The organism is Sphingomonas sp. EC-HK361, from assembly GCF_902498785.1.
In the GTDB taxonomy this organism is placed as follows: domain Bacteria; phylum Pseudomonadota; class Alphaproteobacteria; order Sphingomonadales; family Sphingomonadaceae; genus Sphingomonas.
In genome coordinates, this window is sequence record NZ_LR701494.1 from 75,060 (window position 1) to 99,321 (window position 24,262).

Consider the following 24,262-nt stretch of genomic DNA (forward strand, 5'->3'; position numbering starts at 1 on the left):
CGTGACCGACAGCAAGCGCTTCTGGGAAGACACGCCGCTCGAAAAGCTCGACCGCGCGCAGTGGGAGGCGCTGTGCGACGGATGCGGGAAATGCTGCATCCACAAGCTGGAGGATGAGGAGACTGGCGAGCTCGTCGCTACCAATGTCGCGTGCAAGCTGCTCGACCGGCGGGCCGGGCAGTGCTCGAACTACCGCCATCGCCATGCCTTTGTCAGCGAATGCGTGCGCCTCACGATGGCGAATGTGCGCGCCATCGACTGGCTGCCGACGACCTGCGCCTACCGGCTGCGCGCGGCGGGCGAGCAGCTTCCGGCATGGCATTATCTCGTCTGCTGCGACCGCGAGGCGGTGCACCGCGCCGGCCAGTCGGTGCGCGGATGGACGATCAGCGAGGACGACGCAGGCGACCTGGAGTTCCATGTCGTGGACCGCGAATTGTGAATTTGCCGCTGGAGGTCGTGCGCCATCCGCAGGCGAGGCGCGCCAAGCTGAGCGTCGATCCCGCGAGCGGGCGCGTCCGGCTTGTCCTGCCGCCGCGTGCGGCGCTGAAATCCGCGCTGGTGTGGGCAGAGGCGCATGGCGACTGGATCGCGGCGCAGCGTGCGGCGCTGCCTCAGGCGCGTCCGTTCGTGGATGGCGCCAGCGTGCCCTGTGATGGCCGCGACCTGACGATCTGCTGGCGCGAGGGCGGTTCGCGCGCTGTCACGGTCGATGGCGATCGGCTGGTTACTGGCGGGCCGCAGGAAAACCTGTCGCGGCGTATCGAGACCTGGCTGAAGCGCGAGGCACTTCGAATCCTTGCGGTGGAGACGGCGGAGGTCGCGAGCCGCGCAGGTGTCAGCGTGGAGCGGGTCAGCGTCGGCGATCCGCGCGGTCGGTGGGGGAGCTGCGCTGCGTCAGGCGCGATCCGCTACAGCTGGCGACTGATCCTCGCGCCGCCCGCCGTGCGGCAGGCGACCGTCGCGCACGAGGTCGCGCACCGGGTGCACATGAACCACAGCCCGGCCTTCCACGCGCTTGTCGCCGATCTCTTAGGCCGCGACCCGACTCCCGAACGCCGCTGGCTGAAGGCGAACGGCGCGGCGCTTCACTGGTTCGGGCGGTCGTCGCCGGCATAGGGCTGGGGCGGGTAGCCGTCACGCGGCGCCCGCCCGCCGTTGCCCTCATCGCCCCCCGATCGATTGGGCGCACGATCGCGCGGTGCCGCATCGCGGCGCGGATCGCGACCGGTGACCCGGTCGATCCAGTCCTGGTTCAGCTGCTGACCCTGCCCCTGACTTTGGGGCGCGCCGTCCTGCGCCGGCGGAACGGCGCGCGGATCACGCGGGTCACGCTGCTGCGGTTGCGGCTGCTGCTGGGGCGGGACGCCGTCGGGATAGCCCTGCTGGTCCGGATAGGCGGGACGTTCCGGTCCATAAACGCCCTGATCGTCGGGGATCGGCGCGCCATCGGGCGGGCTTACCGGGTTGCCGTTCTCATCGACGAAGACGCCGTTGTCGGGCTGGCCGAAATAGCTCTCCTCGTCCATGTTCTGCTGCCATTCGGGGAGCGTGACCTGGGTTTCGAACTGCTCGATCGGCCGCTTGGCGACGGCGACACGCATATAGGCGGCAAAGGCCTTGGCGGGTGCGGTGCCGCCATGCAGCCCGGCGACCGGTTTCGCATCGTCGCGGCCCATCCACACACCCGTCGTGAGGCCGCTGGAGAAGCCGAGAAACCAGCCGTCCTTTGACGAGGTCGTCGTGCCCGTCTTGCCAGCGACCGGCCGGCCGATCTGCGCGGCGCGACCGGTGCCGGTGTTGACGGTGGTCTGGAGGAGGTCGGTCATCTCGGCCGCCACATAAGGCGCGACGAGGACGTGGCTGCGATCGACCTCATGCTCGTAGATCACCTGACCGTCTGCCACGACACGGGTGATGCCGAACGGCGTCACCGCGACGCCCTTGTTCTCCACGCTGGCAAAGGCGCGGGTCATGTCGATGACACGCACGTCGGAAGTGCCGAGGACCATCGAGGGGTGGGTGTTGACGGGGGTCGTGATGCCGAAGCGGCGCGCCATGTCGGCGACAGTCGAAAAGCCGACCTGCTGGCCGAGTTTCGCCGCGACGGTGTTGAGCGAATAGGCGAAGGCAGTCCGCAGCGTCACCTGACCGGAAAAATGGCGCGAATCGTTGCGCGGGCTCCAGCCGTCGATGGTCACCGGTTCGTCGACTTCGGTATCTTCCGGCTTCTTGCCGGCCTCCAGGGCGGAGAGATAGACGAAGAGCTTGAAGGCGGACCCCGGCTGGCGGACCGCCTGGGTGGCGCGGTTGTAGATTGACGCGACATAATCCTTGCCGCCGACCATCGCCCGGACGGCGCCGTCACGGTCGAGGCTGACGAGCGCGCCCTGCGCGCCTGCGGGCACGTTCGCGCGGATCGCGGAGTCCGCTGCACGCTGCATCGACAGGTCTAGCGTCGTCCAGACTTCGAGCGGCTTTTCGGTCTCGTCGATCAGCGTATCGAGCTGCGGCAGCGCCCAGTCGGTGAAGTAGCGCACGCTGTTCTGCTTCGGCTCGGGGGCGAGCTTGACGGCATGCGGATCGGCACTCGCGGCCTGCTCGGCGGTGATCGCGCCGTTTTCGACCATCGTGTTCAGCACGACGCCCGCGCGCGACACCGCGGCGTCGGCATCGGCGGTGGGCGAATAGTTGGACGGCGCCTTCACCAGCCCGGCGATGATCGCGGCTTCGGGCAGGTCGAGCGTCGAGGCGCCGTGGCCGAAGAATTTCCGGCTGGCGGCGTCGATGCCGTAAGCGCCGCCGCCATAATAGACCTTGTTCAGATAAAGCTCGAGGATCTGGTCCTTCGTGAACTTTCGCTCCATTGCGAGCGCGAGGATCCATTCGCGGAACTTGCGGCCGAACTTCTTCTGGCTGGACAGGAAGATGTTGCGCGCTAGCTGCTGCGTGATCGTCGAGCCGCCCTGCACCCAGCGCCCGCGATCGAACCGGACCTTCAGCGACCGCGCGACGCCGATCGGATCGACGCCGAGGTGCGAGCGGAACCGCTTGTCCTCGACCGAGACGGTCGCATCCCGCATGACGCGCGGGATGCGATCATAGGGCAGCCACTCGCCATAGCTCGGCCCGAGCGAGACAAGCACCGTGCCGTCGGCGGCGTGGACGCGGATCATCTGGCCGTTGGGCGAGGATTTTAGCTGGTCGAAGCTCGGCAGCTGCGCGCGCGCGACATAGACCGCGATGACCAGCGCCGCGACGGCGAGCACCGCAAGCGCGATCGCGATCTTGAGGGCGAGGCCGAGGCGCTTGCGCCACGGCGAGCGCGGCTGCGGGACACTGGATCGGGGCGATCGGGGGGAGGGGGCGCGGGCCATAGGTGTGGCCGTGGCGGATACCGGCTTGCGGCGTGCTTAACAAGCGATGCGGACGGATCGCCTCCGTCCGCATCGCGGCCGCTCAGGCCACTGCGTCGCGGGGGTGAAAATCGAGACAGATCGAGTTGATGCAATAGCGCAGGCCCGTGGGCGGCGGCCCGTCAGGGAAGACATGCCCCTGATGGCTGTCGCAGCGCGCGCAGCGGGTTTCGGTGCGCACCATCCCGTGGCTGCGGTCGCTGTGATCGGTCACCGCATCCGCCGCGATCGGCTGGGTAAAGCTGGGCCAGCCCGATCCCGAGTCGTATTTGTCGGCGGAATCGAACAGCGGTGCGTCGCACGCGGCGCACGTGTAGGTGCCGTCCGCCTTGTTGTCGGTGTAGCGGCCGGCGAACGCGCGCTCCGTCCCGCCTTCGCGCAGCACATGGAACTGCTCGGGGGTCAGGCGCTTGCGCCACTCGGTTTCGGAGAGGGTGAGATGGTCCATGACGCGAATGTCGGAAGCCCACCGCCCTGCGTCAATGGCCTGTCCCGGGCAATCGCGTGAGCCGGGCGATGCCGCGGACGGCCGGCGGGAAGGCGGCCGCGGCATCGATCAGCCAGCGCGCGGTCGCTGGACGTTCGGCGAGATGCCAGATGAATGCGGCGATGCCGATCGGGCGGCGGGTCGCGCGCGCGAAGCCGGCCTGCCACGCTCGCGCTGCCGCCGCGCCGCCGCGCAGATACGCGGCAGCGGCATCGCTGCCGCTCGCGAGCGCGATCCCCATGCCTTCGCCGGCGAGCGACGGGATGACCCCGGCCTGGTCGCCGAGCCGGAACAGCCCGGGCTCGCCCCGGGTCGCGCGCCAGCCATAAGGGACGTTGGCGACGGCATCGGCCGGTGCGTCCGGAAGATCGACGAGCCGTTCGCCCAGATGCGGCGCAGTTTCGCCGAGGGTGCGGATGAGCGCCAGCGGATCGCCCCCTGCGCGCATCGCCGATCGGCGCACCGCGAGGCAGAGGTTGCCGCTGCCGTCCTCCTGGCGATCGAGCCCGGCATAGCCGCCGTCGAACAGGTGCAGCTCGATTGCGTCGCCGACGAGCCGGTCGAGTGTCGCGGAGGGCGGCAACCGCACGCGCAGGCCCATCGCCGGATCGTCGCCGCGTGCGCTTGCCGGACGGGCTGCGCCCCGCACATCATGCTTGCCGCTGGCGAGGAACAGCGCATCGGCGGCGATTTCGGCGCCATCATTCAGCCGTGCGGTCGTGGCCTCGATCGATCGCACGGCGATACCTCGTTCGATCGCGGCGCCCGCCTGCGCCGCGCGGTCGAGCAAGAGGCCGTCGAGCCGGTGGCGCGATACCCCGCGCGCGGGGCGGGGCAGGCGCGTCTCGGCATGGCGGGAGCCGGCGAACAGCCGGATGCGGTTGATCGGCTGCCGGTTGAGGTCGTCCGCATCGATGCCGATCGCGGCGAGCGTTTCGAGCGTGCGCCAGCTCAGGAACCCGCCGCACAGCATGTCGCCCGTCTCGCGGGTGCGCTCGATCAGCAGATGCGGCGCGCCGGCACGGGCGAGTGTGATCGCCGCCGCCGCACCGGCGGGCCCGCCGCCGACGATCAGCGCAGGCGTTCGACGCACAAGCGAAACGGGAAGGCGCGGAAGACTCGGGCGCCGCTCACCCCGGCCTCGGCGAGGATCGGCGGCCATTCGTCCCGGCGGTAGCTGCGCGCGATCGAGAGGGTGCCGTCGTGGCGGACGATCGGGTGCCAGCGCGCGAGCGTGGCGAGGAGCGGAAAGCCGCGATAGGCGAAGCCGTGGCGGTGGAGATCGTTGACGAGCCAGCCGACTCGCGCCTCCGCCTCCATGAAGCGCAGGAAGGCCACAAGCTGATCGTGCGTCATGTGATGCGCGACGAGGCTGGAAAGCACGCAATCCCACCCATGTCCGGCAAGGTCGGCATAGTCGCCGGTGATCCAGCGGATCGCCACGTTTTCGGGTGTATGCGCGCGCGCGGCTATTTCGCTGCGCGGATTGAGATCGACCCCGACGAGATCGACCGCAAGATCGTGCCGCTCCGCCCAGCGCGCGATACGGCGGAGCATGTCGCCATCGCCGAACCCGACGTCCAATATCCTGAGATGGCGACGCGTCGCCGCTGCGCGTTTCAGGAAGGCGAGCGTCGGACGCGCGGCCATGGTGACGACGTTGACCTTCGCGAGATCGCCGACGACCGCGGCATAGGTCGCCGCGTCCAGATCGTCCGCGTCCATCAACTCCTCGGCCTGGGCGCGCACGCCGAGCATCACGCCGCGCTCCGGAATCCGAAGCCTTCAGCGGCCAGACCGGGGCCGAAGGCAAGCGCGACGCCGTTGGCGATCGGCGGGCCTGCAAGCAGCCTGGCGAGCACGAACATCAGCGTCGCCGATGACATGTTACCGTTGGCGGCGAGCACCGCACGCGATGCGTCGAGCGCGTCGGCGGGCAGATGGAGCGTGTTCTGGACCGCGTCGAGGATCGATCGTCCGCCAGCATGCACCGCCCAGCCGTCGATCGCCTCGACCGGCCGTCCGCCCGTCGCCGCGCGGGCGAAATCGGCATCGGCGAGCCCCGCCGCGATCCGCGCCGGCACCTCGCCCGACAAATGCATCGCGAAGCCGGAATCGGTGATGTCCCAGCGGATGAGGTCGTGCGAATCGGGCAATGTCGTCGCGAACGGCGCATCGATCGCGAAGCCGCCCGCCTCGCCCGTCACCAGCGCCGCCGCGGCGCCATCGCCGAACTGCAGCATGGCGAGCAGCGGCTCGAGCTCGGTCGCGGGCTGGAGGTGCAGTGTCGACAGCTCCACGGTGACGACGAGCACGCGGGCTTGCGGGTCCGAGCGGACGATATGGCGTGCACTGCGCAGCGCGGCGACCGCGGCGTAGCAGCCCATGAAGCCGACGAGCAGCCGCTCGACCGAGGGCGAGAGGCCAAGGCGGCGCGCGATGATCTGGTCGATTCCTGGTGCCACGAACCCGGTGCAGCTCGCGACGACGAGGTGAGTGATGCCGTCCAGCGCGATCTGATCGCCAAGCGCGGTGATCGCGGCGAGGCTAAGCGCGGGCGCATAACGCGCGTAGAGCGCCATTCGCGCCGCGGTACCGGGCAGCGGGTCGGCCGCGTAGAAACCTTGGGCGGTAACGGGTGATTCGCCGTCTGCCCCGCGCGGCAGCACCGACCATCGCTGTGCGATCCCCGATCGCGCCGCCATCCGGTCGAACAGCGCCGCGTGACGCGGCTCGGCCAGCCGCTGGCGCGCCCAGGCGACGAAGGCGGTATGGATGTCGTGATCGGGAACTGCCGTTCCGATCGCGTGGAGGTAAGCCGGCACGGACGCCCTTTGCAACACAAGCAGGACGCGACAACGCCTGAAGGACCCTGTCGGCCCCGATTGCAAGTGTGCGCCGCTCTTCGGTTTCTTGCAACAGGCGCGGCGGACTCAGTCGTCCTCGTCCTCGAACCCGACAAGCGCCAGCGCGCGCGCCTTGATCTGGCGGGTCATGCACCAGTGGACGAGCGCGTCCTCGCGGCCATGCGTGACCCATACCTCCTTCGGCGCGATCTCGGTCAGGGTATCGGTCAATTCACCCCAGTCGGCGTGATCGGACAGGATCAGCGGCAGCTCGACATTCTTCTGCCGCGCGCGCTGGCGCACCCGCATCCAGCCGCTCGCCATCGCGGTGATCGGATCGGGCAGCCGCCGCGACCAGCGATCGTTGAGCGCGGACGGCGGGCATAGCACGATATGGCCGGCGATTGCCGCCTTCGGCACGCCGGTCGCGGGGATCAGTTCGCCAAGCCGCACGCCGTGCTCGGCATACAGGTCACACAGCCGTTGCAGCGCGCCGTGGATGTAGATCGGCGCTGCGTGCCCGCGTTCGCGCAACTCCGCGATCACGCGCTGCGCCTTGCCCAGCGCATAGGCGCCGACGAGGACGCAGCGGGTGGGATTGGCGTGAAGCGCGGCGATCAGCTTGTCGATCTCGTCCCCCGTTTCGGGATGGCGGAACACCGGCAGCCCGAAGGTCGCTTCGGTCACGAAGACGTCGCAAGCGACGGGTTCGAACGGCGTGCAGGTCGGATCGGGGCGGCGCTTGTAATCGCCCGAGACCACGATGCGTTCGCCGCGGTAATCGAGGACGATCTGTGCAGACCCGAGGACATGGCCGGCCGGCACGAAGCCGATCTCGACGCCGTTGTCCGCCGCGCCCATGCGGATCGTTTCGCCATAGGCGACCGGGTTGCCCGCCTGCGGGCCGTAGCGCGTCTCCATGATCGCCAGCGTTTCGGGCGTGGCCCATACCGCGCCGTGCCCGCCGCGCGCGTGATCGGCGTGGCCGTGCGTGACGAGTGCCTTCGCGACCGGCTCGGACGGGTCGATCCAGGCGTCGGCCGGGCGCACGTAGAGGCCGTGCGGGTGCGGCTCCAGCCAGTCCCCGAGGCGCTTTGCGCCCGGTTTGTGCGCGCGTCGTTCAACCATGGCCCTGTGGTGTCCCGAAATCGGAAAACGCCAATATGTTACCGTCGTTGCGCGGAGACCACCCCCGGCCTAGCCATATCCGATGACCGGGCAGCTATCGCCGCGGACGGCGCAATCCCGCACGGGCCTTCCGCTGTCCATCAGTCGAACCCCTTCTCCCGATCTCGCCCGTCATGTCGTTCGATATGTGATCACGCAATTCGACCAGCCCGACGATGCGGTGCTGGAAGACTTTCTGATGCACGAATGGGGGTATCTTCGTGTGCCGATCGGAGACGGGTGGGCGATGCGCCGGGACGGCGCGTGGCACGCCCATGAGGGGCCGATGGTCTTCGGTGCGCAGCAAAGACCGTTCTGGGTGCGATGTCGCGGCCCGGTGATCGCTGCCGGCATCGTCATTCGTCCCGCTTCGTGGTTCACCTTTTGCGATCGATCGGCGAATATGCTTGCCGATCGGCTGGAGTCGGTGACGGGCGAGTTGGCCGCGCGGTTGCGCTGGGCCTGTGCCGACGTGGCGGATCATGAACAAACCTTCGCGCGGCTGGAAAAGGTCGTGCGATTGATGGTCGAGGAAAGCGTGCGCGAGTCCGATCCGATCGCCGAGCAGTTCGAAGCCGTCGCGCGGCACGACCCGTCGCGCAGCGTTGCGGGGATCTGCGAAATGCTCGGCGTGCCGCAGCAGCGGCTGGAACGGCGGGTGCGGACCTTTTTCGGGCATATGCCGAAGACGGTTCTCAGGCGCAGTCGATTCCTCGACATGGCAGCGGTGATGCGCGGGCTTGCCGTCCCCGCGGCCGATGAACTTGCGGCGATGCGCTATTATGACCAGAGCCATCTCAACCGCGAGTTCCGCCATTTCGCGGAGATGACGCCGGCGCAGTTTCGCGCGGCGCGCACCCCGCTGCTGACCGCAGGGATCGAGGTGCGCCAGCAGCTGAAACTGTTCGATGCAACGGCGCATCCGCATGACGTGCCGCCCCCCTGGGTCCGGCCGGTGCAGGGCCCCGCGCCGTGACGCTGGTCGCGCGAACCGGGCAATCGCGCTTCGGCCATCCGCTGTCCGACCTGCGGGTTCCGCCGGACGACCTCGCGCCCTTCATCGCGCGATTCTTCATCACGATCATCGACCAGCCCGACGCGCAGTTCACGGAAGACTTTCTGCTGAACGAAACGGGCTTCGTCCGCATCCTCGTCCGCGGCGACTGGCAGGGTTGGACGGACCAGTGGGTATCGCGCGACGGGCCGCTGATCTTCGGTCCGCAAGCCGTCCCGCTGAAAGTCCGCGCCCGCGGATCGATGGCGGTCGCCGGCTTCGCAATCCGCCCCGGCGGGTGGTTCGCGATCGAGCAGGAATCCACCGATCTGTTTGCGGGCCAGTTCATCTCCATGACCGGCGACTTCGCGAGCGCGCTGCGGGAGGCGGCAAGCGAGATCGACGATGTCGATACGACATTCGCGCGCATGGAAGCCGTCGTGCGCGCGCGCGTTGCCGCGCTCGGTCGGCCTCATCACGCCGCGATGGCAGCGTTCGAGACGATGGCGCGCAACGATCCGACGGTAGCGGTGGCAGATGCTGCGGCGGCGCTCGGCTATTCCTCGCGTCATTTCGACCGCCTCGTCCGCTCGCATTTCGGGCACGGGCCGAAGACCGTGCTTCGCCGCAGCCGTTTCCTCGATATCGCGGCGGTAATGCGCGGTTTTGCTGTCCCCGATGCCGATGCGCTCGCCGACATGCGCTTCTACGATGCGTCGCACCTCAACCGCGAGTTTCGCCACTTCACCGGCATGACCCCCAACCAGTTCAGGCAGACCGCGACTCCGCTGCTGACGCCGGGGCTGATGCTGCGCCAGCATCGCAAGATGATCGACCAGGGGATCGATCCCGCCAGCGCGACGTAAGGCCGCGAGCGGTTGCGGCGAGGCAGCGCGAACCGCATTTAGGGGTCGATGCAGCTCCCGCTTGTTATCGAACGCTGGTTCGCCGATCGGGGCTGGGCACCGCGCAGTCACCAGATCGGCATGCTGGACGCCGCGCGCGACGGGCGCCATGCGCTGCTCGTCGCGACGACGGGCGCGGGCAAGACGCTTGCCGGGTTCCTGCCGACCATTGCCGACCTGATCGCAGACCCGGGTGAGGGGCTGCACACGCTCTACGTCTCGCCGCTGAAGGCGCTTGCAGTCGATATCCAGCGCAACCTCATGGCCCCCGTGACCGAGATGGGACTCGATATCCGCATCGAGACGCGAACCGGCGATACGCCGTCCGATCGCAAGGCCCGCCAGCGCATCAAGCCGCCGCAAATCCTCCTCACGACACCAGAGTCTCTGTCGCTTCTGCTGAGCTATCCTGACAGTTTCACGATGTTCGCCGGGTTGAAGCGGATCGTCGTCGACGAAGTCCACGCCTTTGCGACGGGCAAGCGCGGCGACCTGCTCAGCCTGTGCATGGCGCGGTTGCAGCGGATCGCGCCCGGCCTGCGCCGCGCCGCGCTGTCTGCAACGGTGGCCGATCCCGACGGCTACCGCGCGTGGCTGGCGCCCGATGGCGATATCGACACGGTGACGCTGGTGCGCGGCGAGCCCGGCGCCGATCCCGACATCGCGATCCTGCTGCCCGAGGGCCGCGTGCCGTGGGCGGGGCATTCGGGGCGCTATGCCGCGGAACAGGTCATGGCGGAGATCGAGACGCACAGGACGACGATCGTCTTCTGCAACACGCGCAGCCTTGCCGAACTGATCTTCCAGGATCTCTGGAAGGTGAACGCAATGTCGCTGCCGATCGGCGTGCATCACGGATCGCTGGCGCAGGAGGCGCGGCGCAAGGTGGAATCGGCGATGGCCGATGGGCGGTTGCGCGCGCTCGTCGCGACCGCCAGCCTCGATCTCGGGGTCGATTGGGGCGATGTCGATTGCGTGATCCAGATGGGCGCGCCCAAGGGGTCGTCAAGGCTGCTCCAGCGGATCGGGCGATCGAACCATCGGCTCGACGAATCGTCGGAGGCGATCGTCGTGCCGGGCAACCGCTTCGAATATCTCGAGGCGCGCGCCGCGCTCGATGCGGTGGAGGCGGGCGAGCTCGATCCCGACGTGTTTCGCATGGGCGCGCTCGACGTCCTGGCGCAGCATGTCATGGCATGCGCGTGTGCGGCGCCCTTCGTGGAAAGCGAACTGCTCGACGAGGTGCGATCGGCGCTCCCTTATTCGGCGCTGTCGGACGATCTGTTCGCCAAGGTCCTCGGCTTCATTCGCGACGGCGGTTATGCGCTGAAGGCATACGACCGGTTCAAGCGGCTGACGCAGGAGAGCGACGGCCCTTCGACGGGCTCAGGACAGGCCAAATGGCGCGTGACCCATCCGCGCTTCGTCATCCAGCACCGGATGAACGCGGGGATCATCGTCGAGGCGACGATGCTGACCGTGCGGTTCAAGAACGGTCGCAGCCTGGGTAAGGTCGAGGAAGGCTTCGCCGCGACGCTGAGCCCCGGCGACACCTTCTTCTTTGCAGGCCTCAGCCTCGAAGTGCAGCGCATCGACACCGAGGATCTGCTGGTCCGCGCGACGACGCGGCCGGCGCGCATTCCGACCTATGGCGGCGCGCGCATGCCGCTTTCCACCAACCTCGCCGACCGCGTCCGGCACTTCCTCGCCGAGCCGGAGCAATGGCCGCGTTTCCCCGACGATGTGCGCGAATGGCTGGAATATCAGGCGCTGCGATCGGCGCTGCCGAAGCCGGGGCAACTCCTGGTCGAGACATTTCCGCGCGAGGGGCGGCATTTCATGGTCGCCTATAGCTTCGAAGGGTGGAACGCGCACCAGTCGCTCGGCATGCTGCTGACGCGGCGGATGGAGACGCAAGGGCTGCAACCGCTTGGCTTCGTGGCCAACGATTACGCCTTGGCGACCTACTCGCTCAAGCAGGTGACCGACCCCGCTTCGCTCTTCTCGCCCGACATCCTTGAGCACGAGTTCGTCGACTGGGTGCAGCAATCGCATCTGCTGAAGCGCGCCTTCCGCGAGGTCGCGGTGATCGGCGGGCTGGTCGAGCGCCAGCATCCCGGCAAGCGCAAGACGGGACGGCAGGTCACCTTTTCCACCGACCTGATCTACGACGTGCTGCGCAAATATGATCCCGATCATATCCTGCTGGAGGCGGCGTGGGCGGATGCGCGCGCGCGGATGACCGATGTCGGCCGCCTCGCTGATCTGCTGGGGCGTGCAGCGGACACGATGCTGCATATCGACCGCGACCGCGTGACGCCGCTGGCGGTGCCCGTTTTGACGCTGATCGGCCGCGAGCGGGTGGCGACGAACAGCGCCGACGACGCGCTTCTGGTCGAGGCCGAGGCGCTCGCGGCGGAGGCGATGCGGCTGGATTGATTTCCCGCTTTGGACGCGCCCGAAACGGGCGTATGCTGCGCAGCATGTTGCACGCGTGGCTCGCCCTGCCGCTGCTCGCTTTCGCCCTCCAGTCGCCGGGCGACGTCGTAACCACGCCAGCGGGCGTTCCCCAGGCGGTCAACGAGGCGATCCCCAGTCTTGCCGACCAGCTGACATTCGGCGTCAACGGCCCGCGCATGACGGTGCCCGTCCAGATCGCGAGCGCAGGGCCGTTCGATTTCATCATCGATACCGGCGCGCAGCGCACCGTGATCTCGCGCGCGCTTGCCAACGAGTTGAAGCTTGCGCGCGGACGCGATGTGCACGTGATGGCGATGACCGGGGGGAGCTCGGTCAGCACCGTCGTCATCCCCGATATCCGGGTCAGCACGATCGGCGGCGAACGGATCGAGGCGCCAGCGCTTGATGGCACGAATCTCGGCGCGCCGGGGATGCTTGGTATCGATACCTTGCAGGGTCACGCGGTCGCGATCGATTTCGACCGGCAGACGATGGCGCTGACGCCGTCGTCGCGCAAAACGCGAACCGAGCGCCACGACCCTGATGAAATCGTGATCCGCGCGCGTAGTCTGCTCGGCCAGCTCGTCGTTACCGACGCCTATGTGAAGGGCGACCGGGTGCGCGTCATCATCGATACCGGGTCGGTGGTTTCGATGGGCAACGAGGCGCTGCGGCGTAAGGTCATGCGCCGCAAGCAGCCCGATGCGCCGATCCAGCTCATCAGCGTGACGGGTGGGACACTGCAGGCGGACTACACCGCGCTCGACACGATCAAGATCGGCGATCTTTCGATCAATGCGTTGCCGATCGCATTTGCCGATGCGCCGCCCTTCGCGACCTTCGGCTTGAAGGACAAGCCTGCGATCCTGCTCGGCATGGACGCGCTCCGCCTGTTCCGCCGCGTCCATATCGACTTCGCCAATCGCGAAGTGCGCCTGTTGATGCCGCGCGAGGCACGGCGCGGCTGAACGATAATCGCCAGCAGATATTACCGTGCTTGTCCGCGCCGCTGGGGAGGCGCAGTCTTCCGCGTCATGGAGCGGATGATTGCAAGAGCGGCAGGCGCGTTACTGGCCCTGACGGTTGCGGTTGATCCGTTGCTCGCGCAATCGACCGCGCCCTCGCAACCTGTGCCGGCCGAGCAGGTCGTCGTGTTCAGGGAAAGCGCCAACCGGATGACCGTCCCGGTGAAGATCGGGGCGCAAGGACCCTACCCCTTCGTTGTCGATACCGGGGCGGAGCGATCGGTCATATCGAGGGAACTGGCGGCATCGCTCGGCCTTGGCCGCGGCAAGCGCGCGCGGCTGTTCGGCTTTGCCGGCGTCAGCGAGGTTCAAACCGTGCATGTGCCCTTGCTCAGTGTCAGTCGTATCGGCACCGCGTCGATCGAGGCACCGTCGCTCGCAGTCGCTAATCTCGGTGCTCCGGGGATGCTCGGAATCGATGCACTGCAGGGACACAGGGTTTCGATTGATTTCGGCCGCAAGCGAATGACGCTGGTGCCCACGCACAAGCGGGCGAGCGGCGACTTCGTGGTGCGCGCGCGCGATCGACTGGGGCAGCTGATCGTCACCAATGCCAAATTCGAAGGCCAGCAGATATCCGTCGTCATCGATACGGGCTCGCCTATCTCCGTCGGTAACAGCGCGATGCGCGCGCTTGCAAGGCGGGACCCCCGGCGGTTGGGACCGATATCAGTCGTTTCGGTCACAGGGCAGTCGTTCGACGCGACTTACGTCGCGGTCAACGACGTAATGATCGGCGACGTCCGGTTCGGCAATCTGGGCCTTGCGTTCGCGGACGCACCGCCCTTTGCCCGCTTCGGGCTCGATCGCACCCCGGCGCTCATCCTTGGCATGGACACGCTTCGTCTGTTTCGGCGCGTCGATATCGACTTTGCCAATCGCGAGATCCAGTTCAGCCTGCCGCGCCCGCCGATCGATTTCAGCCGATTGTGCGGGGCCGGGTCTCCATGCACAAGTTTCTTCCGACAATAGCAGAAGAAGGGGGACCATGATGCCGAAGGTTCGAACGACGTGCGTGTCGCTGGGGGTTCTGGCGTTGGCCGGTGCCCTACCAGCCGCCGCGCAGACCCGCCCCGATCAGAAGTCGTTCTTCGGACTCTACAAAGAGCTGGTCGAGACCAACACCGTCGTCGACGAAGGGAGCTGCACCCAGGCGGCGGGGCAGATCGCGGCGCGGCTGAAGGCGGCGGGGTTTACGGACGGCGACGTCACGCTGTTCTCGGTGCCTGACCATCCCAAGGACGGCGGGCTCGTCGCGGTTCTGGCGGGAAGCGATGCTGCGGCGAAGCCGATGCTGCTGCTCGGGCACCTCGATGTGGTCGCCGCCAAGCGCGCGGACTGGGTGCGTGATCCGTTCAGGCTCGTCGAGGAAGGCGGCTATTATTACGCGCGCGGCACCGTCGACGACAAGGCGATGGCGGCGATCTGGGCGGATACGTTCATCCGCTTCCGGAAGGAGGGCTATCGGCCAAGGCGCACGATCAAGCTCGCGCTGACGTGCGGCGAGGAAACGACCTTCGCGTTCAACGGCGCGCAGTGGCTGGCGAAGAACAAGCCCGATCTGATCGCGGCCGAGTTCGCGCTGAACGAGGGTGGCGGCGGGCGCACCGATGCGGCCGGCAACCGGCAGTTGCTGGCGGTACAGGTCGGGGAGAAAGCGGCGCAGAACTATACCTTCACGACGACGAACCCGGGCGGGCACAGCTCGCAACCGATCCCCGCAAACGCGATCTACGAGCTCGCGGACGCGCTGAAGGCGGTGCAGGGTTACGAGTTCCCCGTGAAGTTCACCGACACCACGCGCGCCTTCTTCGCCATGACGGCGAAGGGGCAGGGCGGCGAGGTGGGGGCAGCGATCACGCGGCTGCTCGCCAATCCGAACGACAAGGGGGCGGATGCGATCGTCAGCCGCGACAAGGCAATGCACTCGACGTTGCGCACGACGTGCGTCGCGACGCTGGTGAATGCCGGGCATGCCGAGAATGCGCTGCCGCAAAAGGCGACCGCGAACGTCAACTGCCGCATCTTTCCCGGCGAAACGGTCGAGGCGACGGCGGCGAAGCTCAAGGAACTGGCAGGTCCGAAGGTGACCGTGACCACCAACCAGCCGGTGCGCCCGGTCGCGGTGCCGCCGCCGCTCGATCCGAAGATCACCGGGCCGATGGAGGCGGTCGCGAAGACGCACTTCCCGGGCGTGCCGCTGTTGCCGCTGATGTCCACCGGGGCGACCGACGGAATCTTCCTGGAGGCGATCGGTATCCCGGTCTACGGTGCGCCCGGTATCTTTATCGATCCCGATTTCGGCGGCATCCATGGCCTGAACGAGCGCATTCGGGTGAAATCGCTCTACGACGGGCGGGATTATCTCTACGATCTGGTGAAGGCGTATGCGGGGTAGGTCCCCCCTCTCCCGGCGGGAGAGGGGCAAGCCGCAAAGCGGCGCGGGGTGAGGGCAATTGCTTGTGCTCAAGCTGTCCTCACCCTTCCGCCGCGCAAGCGCGGCTCCCTCCCTCTCCCAAAGGGAGAGGAATTAAACCGTAACCTGCTCGCCTAGCTCGAGCACCTTGCCGGGCGGAATCTTCAGGAAGTCGGTGGGGTCGCTCGCGTTTCTCTGCAGGAACATGAAGATCCGGTCCTGCCATAGCGGCATGCCTTCTTCGGCGGTGGGCTTCAGCGTGTTGCGGCCGATGAAGAAGGACGTGCGCATCGGGTTCGCAATCAGCCCCGTCGCGCCACCGAAACCGAGCGCGGCGGGAATATCCGGCGATTCCATGAACCCGTAATGCAGGACGACAACCGAGAAATTGTCGTCGATCCGCCGTGATTCGATCCGCTCGTCCTCGCTCACGGTCGGACGATCCCGGGTGCGGATCGTGACGATCAGGTTCTGGCTGTGCAGCACCTTGTTGTGCTTGAGATTGTGGAGGAGCGCGCCCGGGGCGCTCTCGGCGTTGGCGGTCAGGAACACCGCCGTGCCCTCGACTCGCTCGGGCGGGCGCTTCGACAAGGCGGCGGCGAGATCGACGAGCGGGATCGCCTGGCGCTGTTCGAACGCGCGGACGATGCCGCGCCCGCGCACCCAGGTGTAGATCATCAGCCCGATGAACGCGGCGACGACCAGCGGCACCCAGCCGCCCTCGATCACGCGCAGGATATTCGCGCCGAAGAAGATGGTGTCGAGCGCGAGGAACGGCGCGACGACGAGTGCGGAGCGCGCGCGGCTCCAGTGCCAGCTGTGCCGTACGACGATATAGGCAAGGCACGTCGTGATGAGCATCGTGCCCGTCACCGCGATGCCATAGGCCGCCGCCATCGCCGAAGAATTCTTGAACTGGACGACGAGCAGCAGGACGCCTGCGAGGAGCAGCCAGTTGATCGCGGGCAGGTAGATCTGCCCGGCATGGCGCGCCGAGGTGTTGCGGATGCGCAGCCGCGGCAGCAGGCCGAGCTGGATCGCCTGCTGGGTCAGTGAATAGGCGCCGGTGATGACCGCCTGGCTCGCGATGATCGTGGCGAGCGTCGCGAGGATGACGAGGAACGGGCGTAGCGTATCGGGCGCCATCAGGAAGAACCAGTCGGCATTCTTGAACACCACACCCTGAGCCTGTGCTGCCTCCAGGGCGTTCAGCGCGAAGGCGCCCTGCCCGAGATAGTTGAGCATCAGCGCCGGGAAGACGAGCAGGAACCACGCGAGCCGGATCGGCACCGGGCCGAAATGCCCCATGTCGGCGGTCAGCGCTTCCGCGCCGGTGACGGTCAGGAACACGGCGCCGAGCACGAACAGCCCGATGACGCCGTGATCGCGCATGAAGGCGATGCCATACCACGGGTTGATCACCCGAAAGATCGATGGCTCGTCGGCGATATGCCAGATGCCGAGCGCGCCGATGACGAGGAACCAGAAGATGCAGACCGGCCCGAAGAGCGCCGAAACGCTCGCGGTGCCGCGGCGCTGGATCATGAACAGCGCGACGAGGATGACGATCGTCAGGAAGCGGATCGTGCCTTCATGAAAGACATCCTGCATCCCCGGAATCGTCCGCAAGCCTTCGACCGCCGAGAGCACGGATAGCGCGGGCGTGATGATCGCATCGCCATAGAATAGTGCGGCCCCCGCCGCACCCAGCAGCAGCGCGATCCGGCTGCGCATGCCCAGCGCGCGCCTGGCCAGTGCGGTCAGCGCCAGAACTCCGCCCTCACCCTGATTGTCGGCACGCATCAGGAAGGACACATATTTGACCGTGACGACGAGGGTCAGCGTCCAGAGCGCAAGGCTCAGCACGCCGAGGATTTCGCTGGCATCGATGCCGTCCCCGGCCGATTGCGCCAGCGCCTCGCGAAAGGCGTAGAGCGGGCTCGTTCCGATATCGCCGAACACCACCCCGATCGCGCCCACCGTCAGCGCGATCAGCGCCGGATGATGATGGGAAGCGGCAGGGGAGGGGGCGGTTCCGGGCTGGGTCGCAACGGACATGGGCGCAAGGGGACCTTCTGATCGGACGGCGCGCTCTACGCCCTTCGACGGGACGCGCAAGCGCAATCATCCGCGACGATAGCGTTGATCGGCTCCCGCTTCTACGGCATGGGACGGGCATGGTTCCCTTTTCGTTCGGCGATCAGCAGCTTGTCGCGCTGCCCGAAGGCGCGTTGTGGTGGCCGGCGCGGCGTGCGCTGCTGGTCGCCGACCTGCATCTGGAAAAGGCGAGCTGGTTCGCGAAGGGCGGGCAGATGCTGCCGCCTTATGACTCGCTGGCGACGCTCGGCGATCTGACGACGATCGTCGCAAGCTACGCGCCCGCCGAGATCTGGTGTCTGGGGGACAGTTTCCACGACATCGAAGGCTGCGACCGTCTGCCTGCCGCTGCGCGGTCGGCGCTCTTGGCGCTGACGGCGGCGACGCGCTGGACATGGATCACGGGGAATCACGATCGCATGGTGGTCGATCGCTGCGGCGGCGCGGTGGTGGACGAGGTGGTGGTCGACGGCCTTGTGTTGCGTCACGAGGCCGACCCCGGCGATCCGCGACCCGAGCTGTCAGGGCATTTCCACCCGAAGCTGCGCATACGGGTGCGCGGCAAGCTCGTCGCGCGGCGGTGTTTCGTGGCAACTGCGCGCAAGCTGGTGCTGCCGGCCTTCGGGTCGCTGACGGGGGGGCTGGATGCCGGGCACCCCGAGATCGTGCGTGCGGTAGGGCGGGTGGCTGAGGCGCTGGTGCCGGTCGATAACCGCCTGCTGCGATTCCCGCTGGCGGCTTGAGCGCGACCTAAATCCTCCCCTGCAAGGGGAGGGGGACCAGCGAAGCTGGTGGAGGGGTGTCGCGCTATCGAGAGGGTAATACCCCTCCGTCAGTCGCTAGCGCGACTGCCACCTCCCCTTCTAGGGGAGGATTTACGGGCTACACCGCCAGCTGCGGAAATCCCGCGCGGAACGCCGCCAGCTTTGGCTTGTCCCACATCACGATATACGGATGGGTCGGGTTCCGGTCGAAGAAGTTCTGATGATACGCCTCCGCCGGGAAAAAGCGCCCGCCCTCCAGCTTCGTCACGATCGGCTTGGGGAAACTGTGCGCGCGCGACAGCTGCGCGATGTATCGCGCAGCGACGATCTTCTGCTGCGGCGTCTGCGGGAATATCGCGGAGCGATAGCTGATGCCGGTGTCCGGCCCCTGGCGGTTCAGCTCGGTCGGATCGTGCGCGATCGAGAAATAGACGCGGAGCAGCGTGCCATAGCTCACAACGCGCGGATCGTAGCTGATGCGAACCGCCTCGGCATGGCCGGTCCGTTCGCTGCTGACTTGCGCGTAGTTGGCCGTGGCGCTCGTGCCACCGGCGTAACCCGCGGTGACCGACTTCACGCCCTTCACATGCTCGAACACGGCTTCCATGCCCCAGAAGCACCCGCCGGCAAGCACCGCCGTCTGCATGCCGGGCGTCGCCGGCACGTCCTGCGCGGGCGCGGGAAGGGGGACGGCGCGCTCAGCGGCGGCAAGGCCGGCAGTCAGCGCCGCGGCAATGATGGCCAGTCCGGTGAGCGCTGCCTTCATCAGCGATTCGCCTCGATCTGCGTCGGCGCCTTTGCATGCACGTGCATCGCGTCCGCCGACTGGACCGCGACGAGCCCCACGGCGCCGATGGCGAAACCGCCGACGAACTGCCACAGGAAGCTGGATTTCAGAAGCGCACGCATTGCCCGTCCTTTTCGGATCTGACTGGTGAATAGTTACGGCCGCCAGATCGGAATGATGCGATCCTGCGATAATGTCGTTTTTAGAAACACTGGATTAACGGGCCGTGGGCGACCCGTTCATTTGCCAGCTAGGCGGCGATGCTCACCGCGCCCCGATCATCGCAGGGGATTATCGCAGGGCGGCGCACGCCGTCTGGATCCGCTCGCAGGCCTCGCGCAGCAATCCTTCCGAGGTCGCGTAGCTGATGCGCATCGCCGGAGATAGGCCGAATGCGACACCCTGAACCGCCGCCACCCGCGCGTCATCGAGCAGGTAGCCGACGAAATCGGTATCGGTCTCGATCCGCTTGCCCGCCGGCGTGGACCTGCCGATCAGCCCCGAAATCTCGGGATAGACGTAGAACGCACCTTCCGGCCGCGGGCACGTCACGCCGTTGATCTGGTTGAGCATCGACACGACGAGATCGCGGCGCGACTGGAAGGCGGTGTTGCGCTCCGCCAAAAACGACTGGTCGCCGTTGAGCGCGGCGGTCGCCGCAGCCTGCGCGATCGAGCAGGGGTTCGAGGTCGATTGCGACTGGAGCTTCCCCATCGCCTTGATGAGCCACGGCGCGCCGCCGGCAAAGCCGATCCGCCAGCCGGTCATCGCATAGGCCTTGGAGCAGCCGTTGACGGTCAGCGTGCGCTCGTAAAGCTCGGGCACGACCTGCGCCATCGTCGCGAATTCGAAGCCATCATAGACGATATGCTCGTACATGTCGTCGGCGAAGACCCAGACGTGTGGGTGGCGCAGCAGCACCTCGCCCAGCGCATTCAATTCGGCTGCGGTATAGGCCATGCCGGTCGGGTTGGACGGCGAGTTCAGGATGACCCATTTGGTCCGCGGGGTGATCGCGGCCTCCAGCGCGTCCGGCGACAGCTTGTAATTCTGCGCAGCGCCCGCCTGCACGACGACCGGGGTCGCGCCTGCAAATTGCACGACGTCGGGATAGCTGACCCAATAGGGTGCCGGCACGATGACTTCGTCGCCCGCGTCGAGCGTCGCGACGAGTGCATTGAACAGCGTGTGCTTGCCGCCGACGTTCACGCTGATCTGCTGCGCGGTGTAATCCAGGTCGTTGTCGCGCTTGAACTTCGCGGCGATCGCCGCCTTTAGCTCGGGTGTGCCGTCGACGTTCGTATACTTCGTCTTGCCGTCGCGGATCGCCTGGATCGCGGCATCCTTGACGAAATCGGGCGTGTCGAAATCGGGCTCGCCCGCGCCCAGCCCGATCACGTCGATACCCTCGCGCTTCAGCTCCATGACGCGCGACGTGATCGCGAGCGTCGGCGAGGGGCTGATGCGGTCGAGCGCGGCGGAGGTCTTCATGGCAGCGGGCCTTTCGGCGTCTGGAGGCGCGCGCGCTATAGCGATGCGGATGACCTTGCGGCAACCGTAACATCCGCAACCATCAACCCGCGCAGCGCATTGCCGATATAGCAGCCGTCAGCGAGATCGGCGGGGGTCAGGTCGCCCTCGATCGCTGCGCCGTCCGCGATCAGCCGTGCGCGCAATACACCGGGCAGAAGCCCGCGCGACAGCGGCGGGGTTACGAGGCGGCCTTCGCGCTCGACGAAGACATTGGTGAAGCTGCCTTCGGTCAGGAAACCGTCGGCATCCACGAACACGACCTCATCGGCATCAGCCGCGTGCCGCGCCGCGTCGTAGAAGCCGCGCGCGGTCGTCTTGTGGCGCAGACGGATATCGCTGGACGCGACGGGCAGCGGCACGACGGCGACCCGCATCCGGTCGGGCGTGGCGGGCAGCGACCTTACCTCGATCGCGATCGCGCCGGAGGGCGCCAGCGCGAGCTTGATCCGCGCCGGCTCTCGCAACCGGAAGGTCGCCGCCTGGAGTTCGTTGCGCGCTTCGTGCCGGTCGAAGGCGAACCCGAAGGTCTCGGCGCTATCCCTCATGCGCCCCAGATGATCCTCGAGGTGGAGGAGACCTTCGACGGGGTCGAAGCGCATCGTCTCGAACAGGTCGAACCGCGGCGCATCGCGGGTGACGAAGGCGGCTTTGGCGAGACACTCCGCCCATTCCTCGTCCGCGCGGCTGTCCGCCACGATGCCGGAGCCGATACCGAGCGTCGCGGTGTCGCTGCCCGGCTTCAGATGAAGCGTGCGGATCGCGACGTTGAAGGTCGCACCGCCGTCCGGGTCGATATGGCCGATCGCGCCGGTGTAGATGCCGCGTGGGCTGTCCTCGATATCGCGGATCGCCTGCATCGCGCGGACCTTGGGCGCGCCGGTGATCGAACCGCACGGGTAGAGTGCGGCCAGCACGTCGATCGCGTCATTTCCGTACGCAAGTTCGGCGGTGACGCGCGAGACCATCTGGTGGACGGTGGGGTAACGCTCGACCTCGAAGAGTGCAGGCACCGCGACGCTGCCCGGCGTCGCGACGCGCGACAGGTCGTTGCGCATGAGATCGACGATCATCAGGTTTTCGGCGCGCTGTTTGGCATCTGCCGCCAGGTCCGCCGCAAGCCGTGCATCCTCCGCCGCGCTGGTCCCACGCGGCGCGGTGCCTTTCATCGGTCGGCATTCGAGCGCACCGCCATCCAGCGCGAAGAAAAGCTCGGGCGATAGCGACAGGATCGTGTCGCTGCCGGTTGCCACCACCGCACCCCAGCCCGCGCGCGATGCGGCACGCAGCCGCGCATAGGCTGCCAGCGGATCGCCGAGCAGCGGCACCGCCGCGCGAAAGGTCAGGTTCGCCTGATAGAGATCACCCGCCGCGATCAGCGCCAAGACTCGTTCGAGCTGCACGTCATATCTCGCGCGGTCGATCGACGGCTCAGGCGTGCCGATCCACGCGCCCGCCGGGTCGGGGAGGTGCGCGGGGACATCGTCGGCGGCGATCGTCTCGACCGCATCGAAGAGGCCGAACCAGAGAAGCGGGATGTCCGCCATCGGTAGATCGCCGACGCTCGGCTCGAACGCGGCACCGGCTTCGTAGGCGAGGAAGCCGGCGGCGTGCAGCCCTGAGGCCGCCCCTTCGCGGACGGCCTCAAGCGCAGGGCGAACCTCGGCGATGGTTCGCGCTTCGATGATCTGTACCGGATTGCGATACAGTCGCGCCGGGACGCCGCTCTCCCGCGCATCGTCGAGCAGCACGAAGGGGGCAGTCGCGGCCGACAGCATGGCTGTCAGCGATGCCGAGGCTTCGCCGTTCGCGCAAGCGCCGATTGTGCGCGTCGCATACGCGGCCTATCTGGCGGGGCATGACCAATCCCCCGATGCGCGCCGCGATCGTGCCCGTCACCCCGCTCCAGCAGAACTGCACCATCCTGTGGTGCACCGCGACGATGAAGGCGGCGATCGTCGATCCGGGCGGCGATATCGACAAGGTGCAGGCGGCGCTCACGCATCACGGGCTGACAGCGGAAAAGATCCTGCTCACCCACGGCCATATCGACCATGCCGGCGAGGCGAAGCCGCTCGCCGAGGCGCTGGGCGTGCCGATCGAGGGACCGCATGAGGCCGACCGGTTCTGGCTCGCGCGGCTCGACGAGGACGGCCGCAACTACGGCATTCGCGGCGTGGTGTTCGAACCCGATCGCTGGCTTGTCGAAGGCGACACGGTCAGCATCGGCGATCTGAACCTCGACGTCTACGAGACGCCCGGCCACACACCGGGTCATGTCATTTTCCACCACGCGCCCTCGAAATTCGCGCAGGTCGGCGACGTGCTGTTCCAGGGATCGATCGGTCGCACCGACTTCCCGCTCGGCAATCACAAGCAGCTGATCGAATCGATCGTCACGAAGCTGTGGCCGCTCGGCGACGACACCAGCTTCATCCCCGGCCACGGCGGCGCGAGCACCTTCGCGCACGAGCGCCAGCACAACATGTTCGTCAGCGACCGCGCGCTCGCGGCCTGACGCGTCAGCCGCGCGCGAGTGCCGGCGGGACGGGGGCGGAGGGCACGCTGCCCCGATCGGCGATCAGGGGCAGGACGATGGCATAAAGCCCGAGCCCAGCGAGGGTCAGCAGGGTCACGATCGTTCCGATCGTCCGCCCCTGGCCGCGCCCGTCCATGCCGATGCCGTGCACAATGCGCGCGACGACGAACAGCCCTGCGACAACCGCGAGCCATGTCGATGTCCCGCTCGTGAATTCGATCAGCCCGACGAGCGCGAGGACGAAGGGCGCATATTCGGCGAAATTGGCGTGCGCGCGCATCCGCCGAATCACGCGTTCGTTGCCGCCGTCGCCGACGCTCACCTTTTCGGCCGTGCGCACCTGCCCGACCCGGTAACCGAGCCAGACGTTGACCAGCGCCATCGCGCCAGCACTGACGAGCGTGATCGGCAACAAGACCGTCGACATCGGCATCCCCCCTGGTTCGCCAGGCCGCGATCCCGCGCCTTTGGCAAGGGCTGCGACGATGGCAGGCGTGGCGCGCGCTTGCAACGTCCGCGCTTTTCGCTATAGCCGCACCCTTCGCGACGCGTCCGGACGCCTGCGCGGCCGGTGCTTGCGCCGGCGGCTCATGGTTCTGCCGGACCTGTCGGTTTTGTCGTTCATACCAGAATCAAGGTGCCGCAATGGCCGTCCCCAAGAGAAAGACTTCGCCCTCCCGCCGTGGAATGCGCCGCGCCCATGACGCGCTGAGCATCGCGTCGTTCCAGGAATGCCCGAACTGTGGCGAGCTGAAGCGCCCGCACAATCTGTGCGGCGCCTGCGGCCATTATAACGGTCGCGAAGTCGTCTCGGCCGAAGGCTGACGCC

At 67.4% G+C, this 24,262-nt stretch carries 23 protein-coding genes; 11 read left to right on the forward strand and 12 right to left on the reverse strand.

Features of this window, described 5'->3' with window-relative positions:
• Position 1: 1 nt before the first annotated feature.
• Both BOS5A_RS07485 and BOS5A_RS07490 read left to right on the forward strand, forming a co-directional pair.
• Positions 2-442, forward strand: a complete 441-nt coding sequence (locus BOS5A_RS07485; protein ID WP_234419262.1) for a YcgN family cysteine cluster protein — start codon at positions 2-4, stop codon at positions 440-442.
• On the forward strand, positions 439-1,119 hold the full coding sequence (locus BOS5A_RS07490; RefSeq protein WP_234419263.1) for a M48 family metallopeptidase: 681 nt from the start codon (positions 439-441) through the stop codon (positions 1,117-1,119). The genes BOS5A_RS07485 and BOS5A_RS07490 overlap by 4 nt, the downstream gene beginning before the upstream one ends.
• Here the strand turns inward: BOS5A_RS07490 and BOS5A_RS07495 are convergent.
• The 6 genes from BOS5A_RS07495 to BOS5A_RS07520 form a co-directional block, all read right to left on the reverse strand.
• A complete protein-coding gene (locus BOS5A_RS07495) occupies positions 1,089-3,377 on the reverse strand; it encodes a transglycosylase domain-containing protein (protein WP_151954624.1) in 2,289 nt (762 codons plus the stop codon). The two genes, BOS5A_RS07490 and BOS5A_RS07495, sit on opposite strands and share 31 nt — an antisense overlap.
• 82 nt (positions 3,378-3,459) lie before the next feature.
• Positions 3,460-3,864: a peptide-methionine (R)-S-oxide reductase MsrB gene (gene msrB, locus BOS5A_RS07500; protein WP_151954625.1), complete on the reverse strand. Its 405-nt coding sequence runs from the start codon at positions 3,862-3,864 to the stop codon at positions 3,460-3,462.
• A gap of 31 nt (positions 3,865-3,895) precedes the next feature.
• Positions 3,896-4,996 (reverse strand): NAD(P)/FAD-dependent oxidoreductase, encoded by a 1,101-nt coding sequence (locus BOS5A_RS07505; protein ID WP_151954626.1) that lies wholly within the window; start codon positions 4,994-4,996, stop codon positions 3,896-3,898.
• The gene (locus BOS5A_RS07510) at positions 4,975-5,664 is read right to left on the reverse strand and encodes a methyltransferase domain-containing protein (RefSeq protein WP_151954627.1); all 690 of its coding nucleotides are present in this window, start codon (positions 5,662-5,664) and stop codon (positions 4,975-4,977) included. Before BOS5A_RS07510 ends, BOS5A_RS07505 begins: the two co-directional genes overlap by 22 nt.
• The gene (locus tag BOS5A_RS07515) at positions 5,661-6,728 is read right to left on the reverse strand and encodes a type III polyketide synthase (protein WP_151954628.1); all 1,068 of its coding nucleotides are present in this window, start codon (positions 6,726-6,728) and stop codon (positions 5,661-5,663) included. The genes BOS5A_RS07510 and BOS5A_RS07515 overlap by 4 nt, the downstream gene beginning before the upstream one ends.
• A 108-nt stretch (positions 6,729-6,836) precedes the next feature.
• Positions 6,837-7,877, reverse strand: a complete 1,041-nt coding sequence (locus BOS5A_RS07520; RefSeq protein ID WP_151954629.1) for a ligase-associated DNA damage response exonuclease — start codon at positions 7,875-7,877, stop codon at positions 6,837-6,839.
• 82 nt (positions 7,878-7,959) lie between these two features.
• On the opposite strand from BOS5A_RS07520, the gene BOS5A_RS07525 reads away from it, so the two are divergent.
• The 6 genes from BOS5A_RS07525 (at position 7,960) to BOS5A_RS07550 (ending at position 15,698) form a co-directional block, all read left to right on the forward strand.
• Entirely contained in the window at positions 7,960-8,892 is a 933-nt protein-coding gene (locus tag BOS5A_RS07525) for a helix-turn-helix domain-containing protein (RefSeq protein ID WP_151954630.1), read from the forward strand.
• Positions 8,889-9,776: an AraC family transcriptional regulator gene (locus tag BOS5A_RS07530; protein ID WP_151954631.1), complete on the forward strand. Its 888-nt coding sequence runs from the start codon at positions 8,889-8,891 to the stop codon at positions 9,774-9,776. The genes BOS5A_RS07525 and BOS5A_RS07530 overlap by 4 nt, the downstream gene beginning before the upstream one ends.
• A 48-nt stretch (positions 9,777-9,824) precedes the next feature.
• Positions 9,825-12,254, forward strand: coding sequence for a ligase-associated DNA damage response DEXH box helicase (locus tag BOS5A_RS07535; protein WP_151954632.1), 2,430 nt, complete (start codon positions 9,825-9,827; stop codon positions 12,252-12,254).
• A 44-nt stretch (positions 12,255-12,298) separates the two neighbouring features.
• Entirely contained in the window at positions 12,299-13,243 is a 945-nt protein-coding gene (locus BOS5A_RS07540; RefSeq protein ID WP_151954633.1) for a retroviral-like aspartic protease family protein, read from the forward strand.
• 75 nt (positions 13,244-13,318) lie between these two features.
• Positions 13,319-14,272, forward strand: a complete 954-nt coding sequence (locus tag BOS5A_RS07545) for an aspartyl protease family protein (RefSeq protein WP_199857282.1) — start codon at positions 13,319-13,321, stop codon at positions 14,270-14,272.
• A 19-nt stretch (positions 14,273-14,291) separates the two neighbouring features.
• Positions 14,292-15,698 carry a M20/M25/M40 family metallo-hydrolase gene (locus tag BOS5A_RS07550; protein ID WP_234419264.1) on the forward strand — a complete coding sequence of 469 codons (1,407 nt, stop codon included), beginning with the start codon at positions 14,292-14,294 and terminating at the stop codon, positions 15,696-15,698.
• Between the two features lie 132 nt (positions 15,699-15,830).
• On the opposite strand, the gene BOS5A_RS07555 is transcribed toward BOS5A_RS07550, so the two are convergent.
• Positions 15,831-17,774 (reverse strand): potassium transporter Kup, encoded by a 1,944-nt coding sequence (locus BOS5A_RS07555; protein ID WP_151954636.1) that lies wholly within the window; start codon positions 17,772-17,774, stop codon positions 15,831-15,833.
• A 119-nt stretch (positions 17,775-17,893) separates the two neighbouring features.
• Between BOS5A_RS07555 and pdeM the strand changes: the two genes are divergently transcribed.
• Positions 17,894-18,556, forward strand: a complete 663-nt coding sequence (gene pdeM, locus BOS5A_RS07560) for a ligase-associated DNA damage response endonuclease PdeM (RefSeq protein ID WP_151954637.1) — start codon at positions 17,894-17,896, stop codon at positions 18,554-18,556.
• A gap of 139 nt (positions 18,557-18,695) precedes the next feature.
• Here the strand turns inward: pdeM and msrA are convergent, their stop codons facing one another.
• The 4 genes from msrA to pabB form a co-directional block, all read right to left on the reverse strand.
• Positions 18,696-19,343 carry a peptide-methionine (S)-S-oxide reductase MsrA gene (gene msrA, locus BOS5A_RS07565; protein WP_151954638.1) on the reverse strand — a complete coding sequence of 216 codons (648 nt, stop codon included), beginning with the start codon at positions 19,341-19,343 and terminating at the stop codon, positions 18,696-18,698.
• Positions 19,343-19,486, reverse strand: coding sequence for a hypothetical protein (locus BOS5A_RS07570; RefSeq protein ID WP_199857285.1), 144 nt, complete (start codon positions 19,484-19,486; stop codon positions 19,343-19,345). The genes msrA and BOS5A_RS07570 overlap by 1 nt, the downstream gene beginning before the upstream one ends.
• A 169-nt stretch (positions 19,487-19,655) precedes the next feature.
• Positions 19,656-20,855: a pyridoxal phosphate-dependent aminotransferase gene (locus BOS5A_RS07575; RefSeq protein ID WP_151954639.1), complete on the reverse strand. Its 1,200-nt coding sequence runs from the start codon at positions 20,853-20,855 to the stop codon at positions 19,656-19,658.
• Between the two features lie 35 nt (positions 20,856-20,890).
• Positions 20,891-22,672 (reverse strand): aminodeoxychorismate synthase component I, encoded by a 1,782-nt coding sequence (gene pabB / locus BOS5A_RS07580; RefSeq protein WP_151954640.1) that lies wholly within the window; start codon positions 22,670-22,672, stop codon positions 20,891-20,893.
• An 80-nt stretch (positions 22,673-22,752) separates the two neighbouring features.
• On the opposite strand from pabB, the gene BOS5A_RS07585 reads away from it, so the two are divergent.
• Positions 22,753-23,412 (forward strand): MBL fold metallo-hydrolase, encoded by a 660-nt coding sequence (locus tag BOS5A_RS07585; protein ID WP_151954641.1) that lies wholly within the window; start codon positions 22,753-22,755, stop codon positions 23,410-23,412.
• Between the two features lie 4 nt (positions 23,413-23,416).
• Here the strand turns inward: BOS5A_RS07585 and BOS5A_RS07590 are convergent, their stop codons facing one another.
• Positions 23,417-23,860 carry an MAPEG family protein gene (locus BOS5A_RS07590; protein ID WP_151954642.1) on the reverse strand — a complete coding sequence of 148 codons (444 nt, stop codon included), beginning with the start codon at positions 23,858-23,860 and terminating at the stop codon, positions 23,417-23,419.
• A gap of 218 nt (positions 23,861-24,078) precedes the next feature.
• On the opposite strand from BOS5A_RS07590, the gene rpmF reads away from it, so the two are divergent.
• Positions 24,079-24,258, forward strand: coding sequence for a 50S ribosomal protein L32 (gene rpmF / locus BOS5A_RS07595; RefSeq protein WP_151954643.1), 180 nt, complete (start codon positions 24,079-24,081; stop codon positions 24,256-24,258).
• Positions 24,259-24,262 lie beyond the last annotated feature (4 nt).

Excerpts from the sequence above, each read along its gene's own strand:
- BOS5A_RS07495 (WP_151954624.1), bottom strand. The coding sequence starts at position 3,377 with ATGGCCCGCGCCCCCTCCCCCCGATCGCCCCGATCCAGTGTCCCGCAG.
- msrB (WP_151954625.1), bottom strand. The coding sequence starts at position 3,864 with ATGGACCATCTCACCCTCTCCGAAACCGAGTGGCGCAAGCGCCTGACC.
- BOS5A_RS07520 (WP_151954629.1), bottom strand. The coding sequence starts at position 7,877 with ATGGTTGAACGACGCGCGCACAAACCGGGCGCAAAGCGCCTCGGGGAC.
- BOS5A_RS07525 (WP_151954630.1), top strand. The coding sequence starts at position 7,960 with ATGACCGGGCAGCTATCGCCGCGGACGGCGCAATCCCGCACGGGCCTT.
- BOS5A_RS07535 (WP_151954632.1), top strand. The coding sequence starts at position 9,825 with ATGCAGCTCCCGCTTGTTATCGAACGCTGGTTCGCCGATCGGGGCTGG.
- BOS5A_RS07540 (WP_151954633.1), top strand. The coding sequence starts at position 12,299 with ATGTTGCACGCGTGGCTCGCCCTGCCGCTGCTCGCTTTCGCCCTCCAG.
- BOS5A_RS07545 (WP_199857282.1), top strand. The coding sequence starts at position 13,319 with ATGATTGCAAGAGCGGCAGGCGCGTTACTGGCCCTGACGGTTGCGGTT.
- BOS5A_RS07550 (WP_234419264.1), top strand. The coding sequence starts at position 14,292 with ATGCCGAAGGTTCGAACGACGTGCGTGTCGCTGGGGGTTCTGGCGTTG.
- BOS5A_RS07555 (WP_151954636.1), bottom strand. The coding sequence starts at position 17,774 with ATGTCCGTTGCGACCCAGCCCGGAACCGCCCCCTCCCCTGCCGCTTCC.
- pdeM (WP_151954637.1), top strand. The coding sequence starts at position 17,894 with ATGGTTCCCTTTTCGTTCGGCGATCAGCAGCTTGTCGCGCTGCCCGAA.
- msrA (WP_151954638.1), bottom strand. The coding sequence starts at position 19,343 with ATGAAGGCAGCGCTCACCGGACTGGCCATCATTGCCGCGGCGCTGACT.
- BOS5A_RS07570 (WP_199857285.1), bottom strand. The coding sequence starts at position 19,486 with ATGCGTGCGCTTCTGAAATCCAGCTTCCTGTGGCAGTTCGTCGGCGGT.
- BOS5A_RS07575 (WP_151954639.1), bottom strand. The coding sequence starts at position 20,855 with ATGAAGACCTCCGCCGCGCTCGACCGCATCAGCCCCTCGCCGACGCTC.
- pabB (WP_151954640.1), bottom strand. The coding sequence starts at position 22,672 with ATGCTGTCGGCCGCGACTGCCCCCTTCGTGCTGCTCGACGATGCGCGG.
- BOS5A_RS07585 (WP_151954641.1), top strand. The coding sequence starts at position 22,753 with ATGACCAATCCCCCGATGCGCGCCGCGATCGTGCCCGTCACCCCGCTC.
- BOS5A_RS07590 (WP_151954642.1), bottom strand. The coding sequence starts at position 23,860 with ATGTCGACGGTCTTGTTGCCGATCACGCTCGTCAGTGCTGGCGCGATG.
- rpmF (WP_151954643.1), top strand. The coding sequence starts at position 24,079 with ATGGCCGTCCCCAAGAGAAAGACTTCGCCCTCCCGCCGTGGAATGCGC.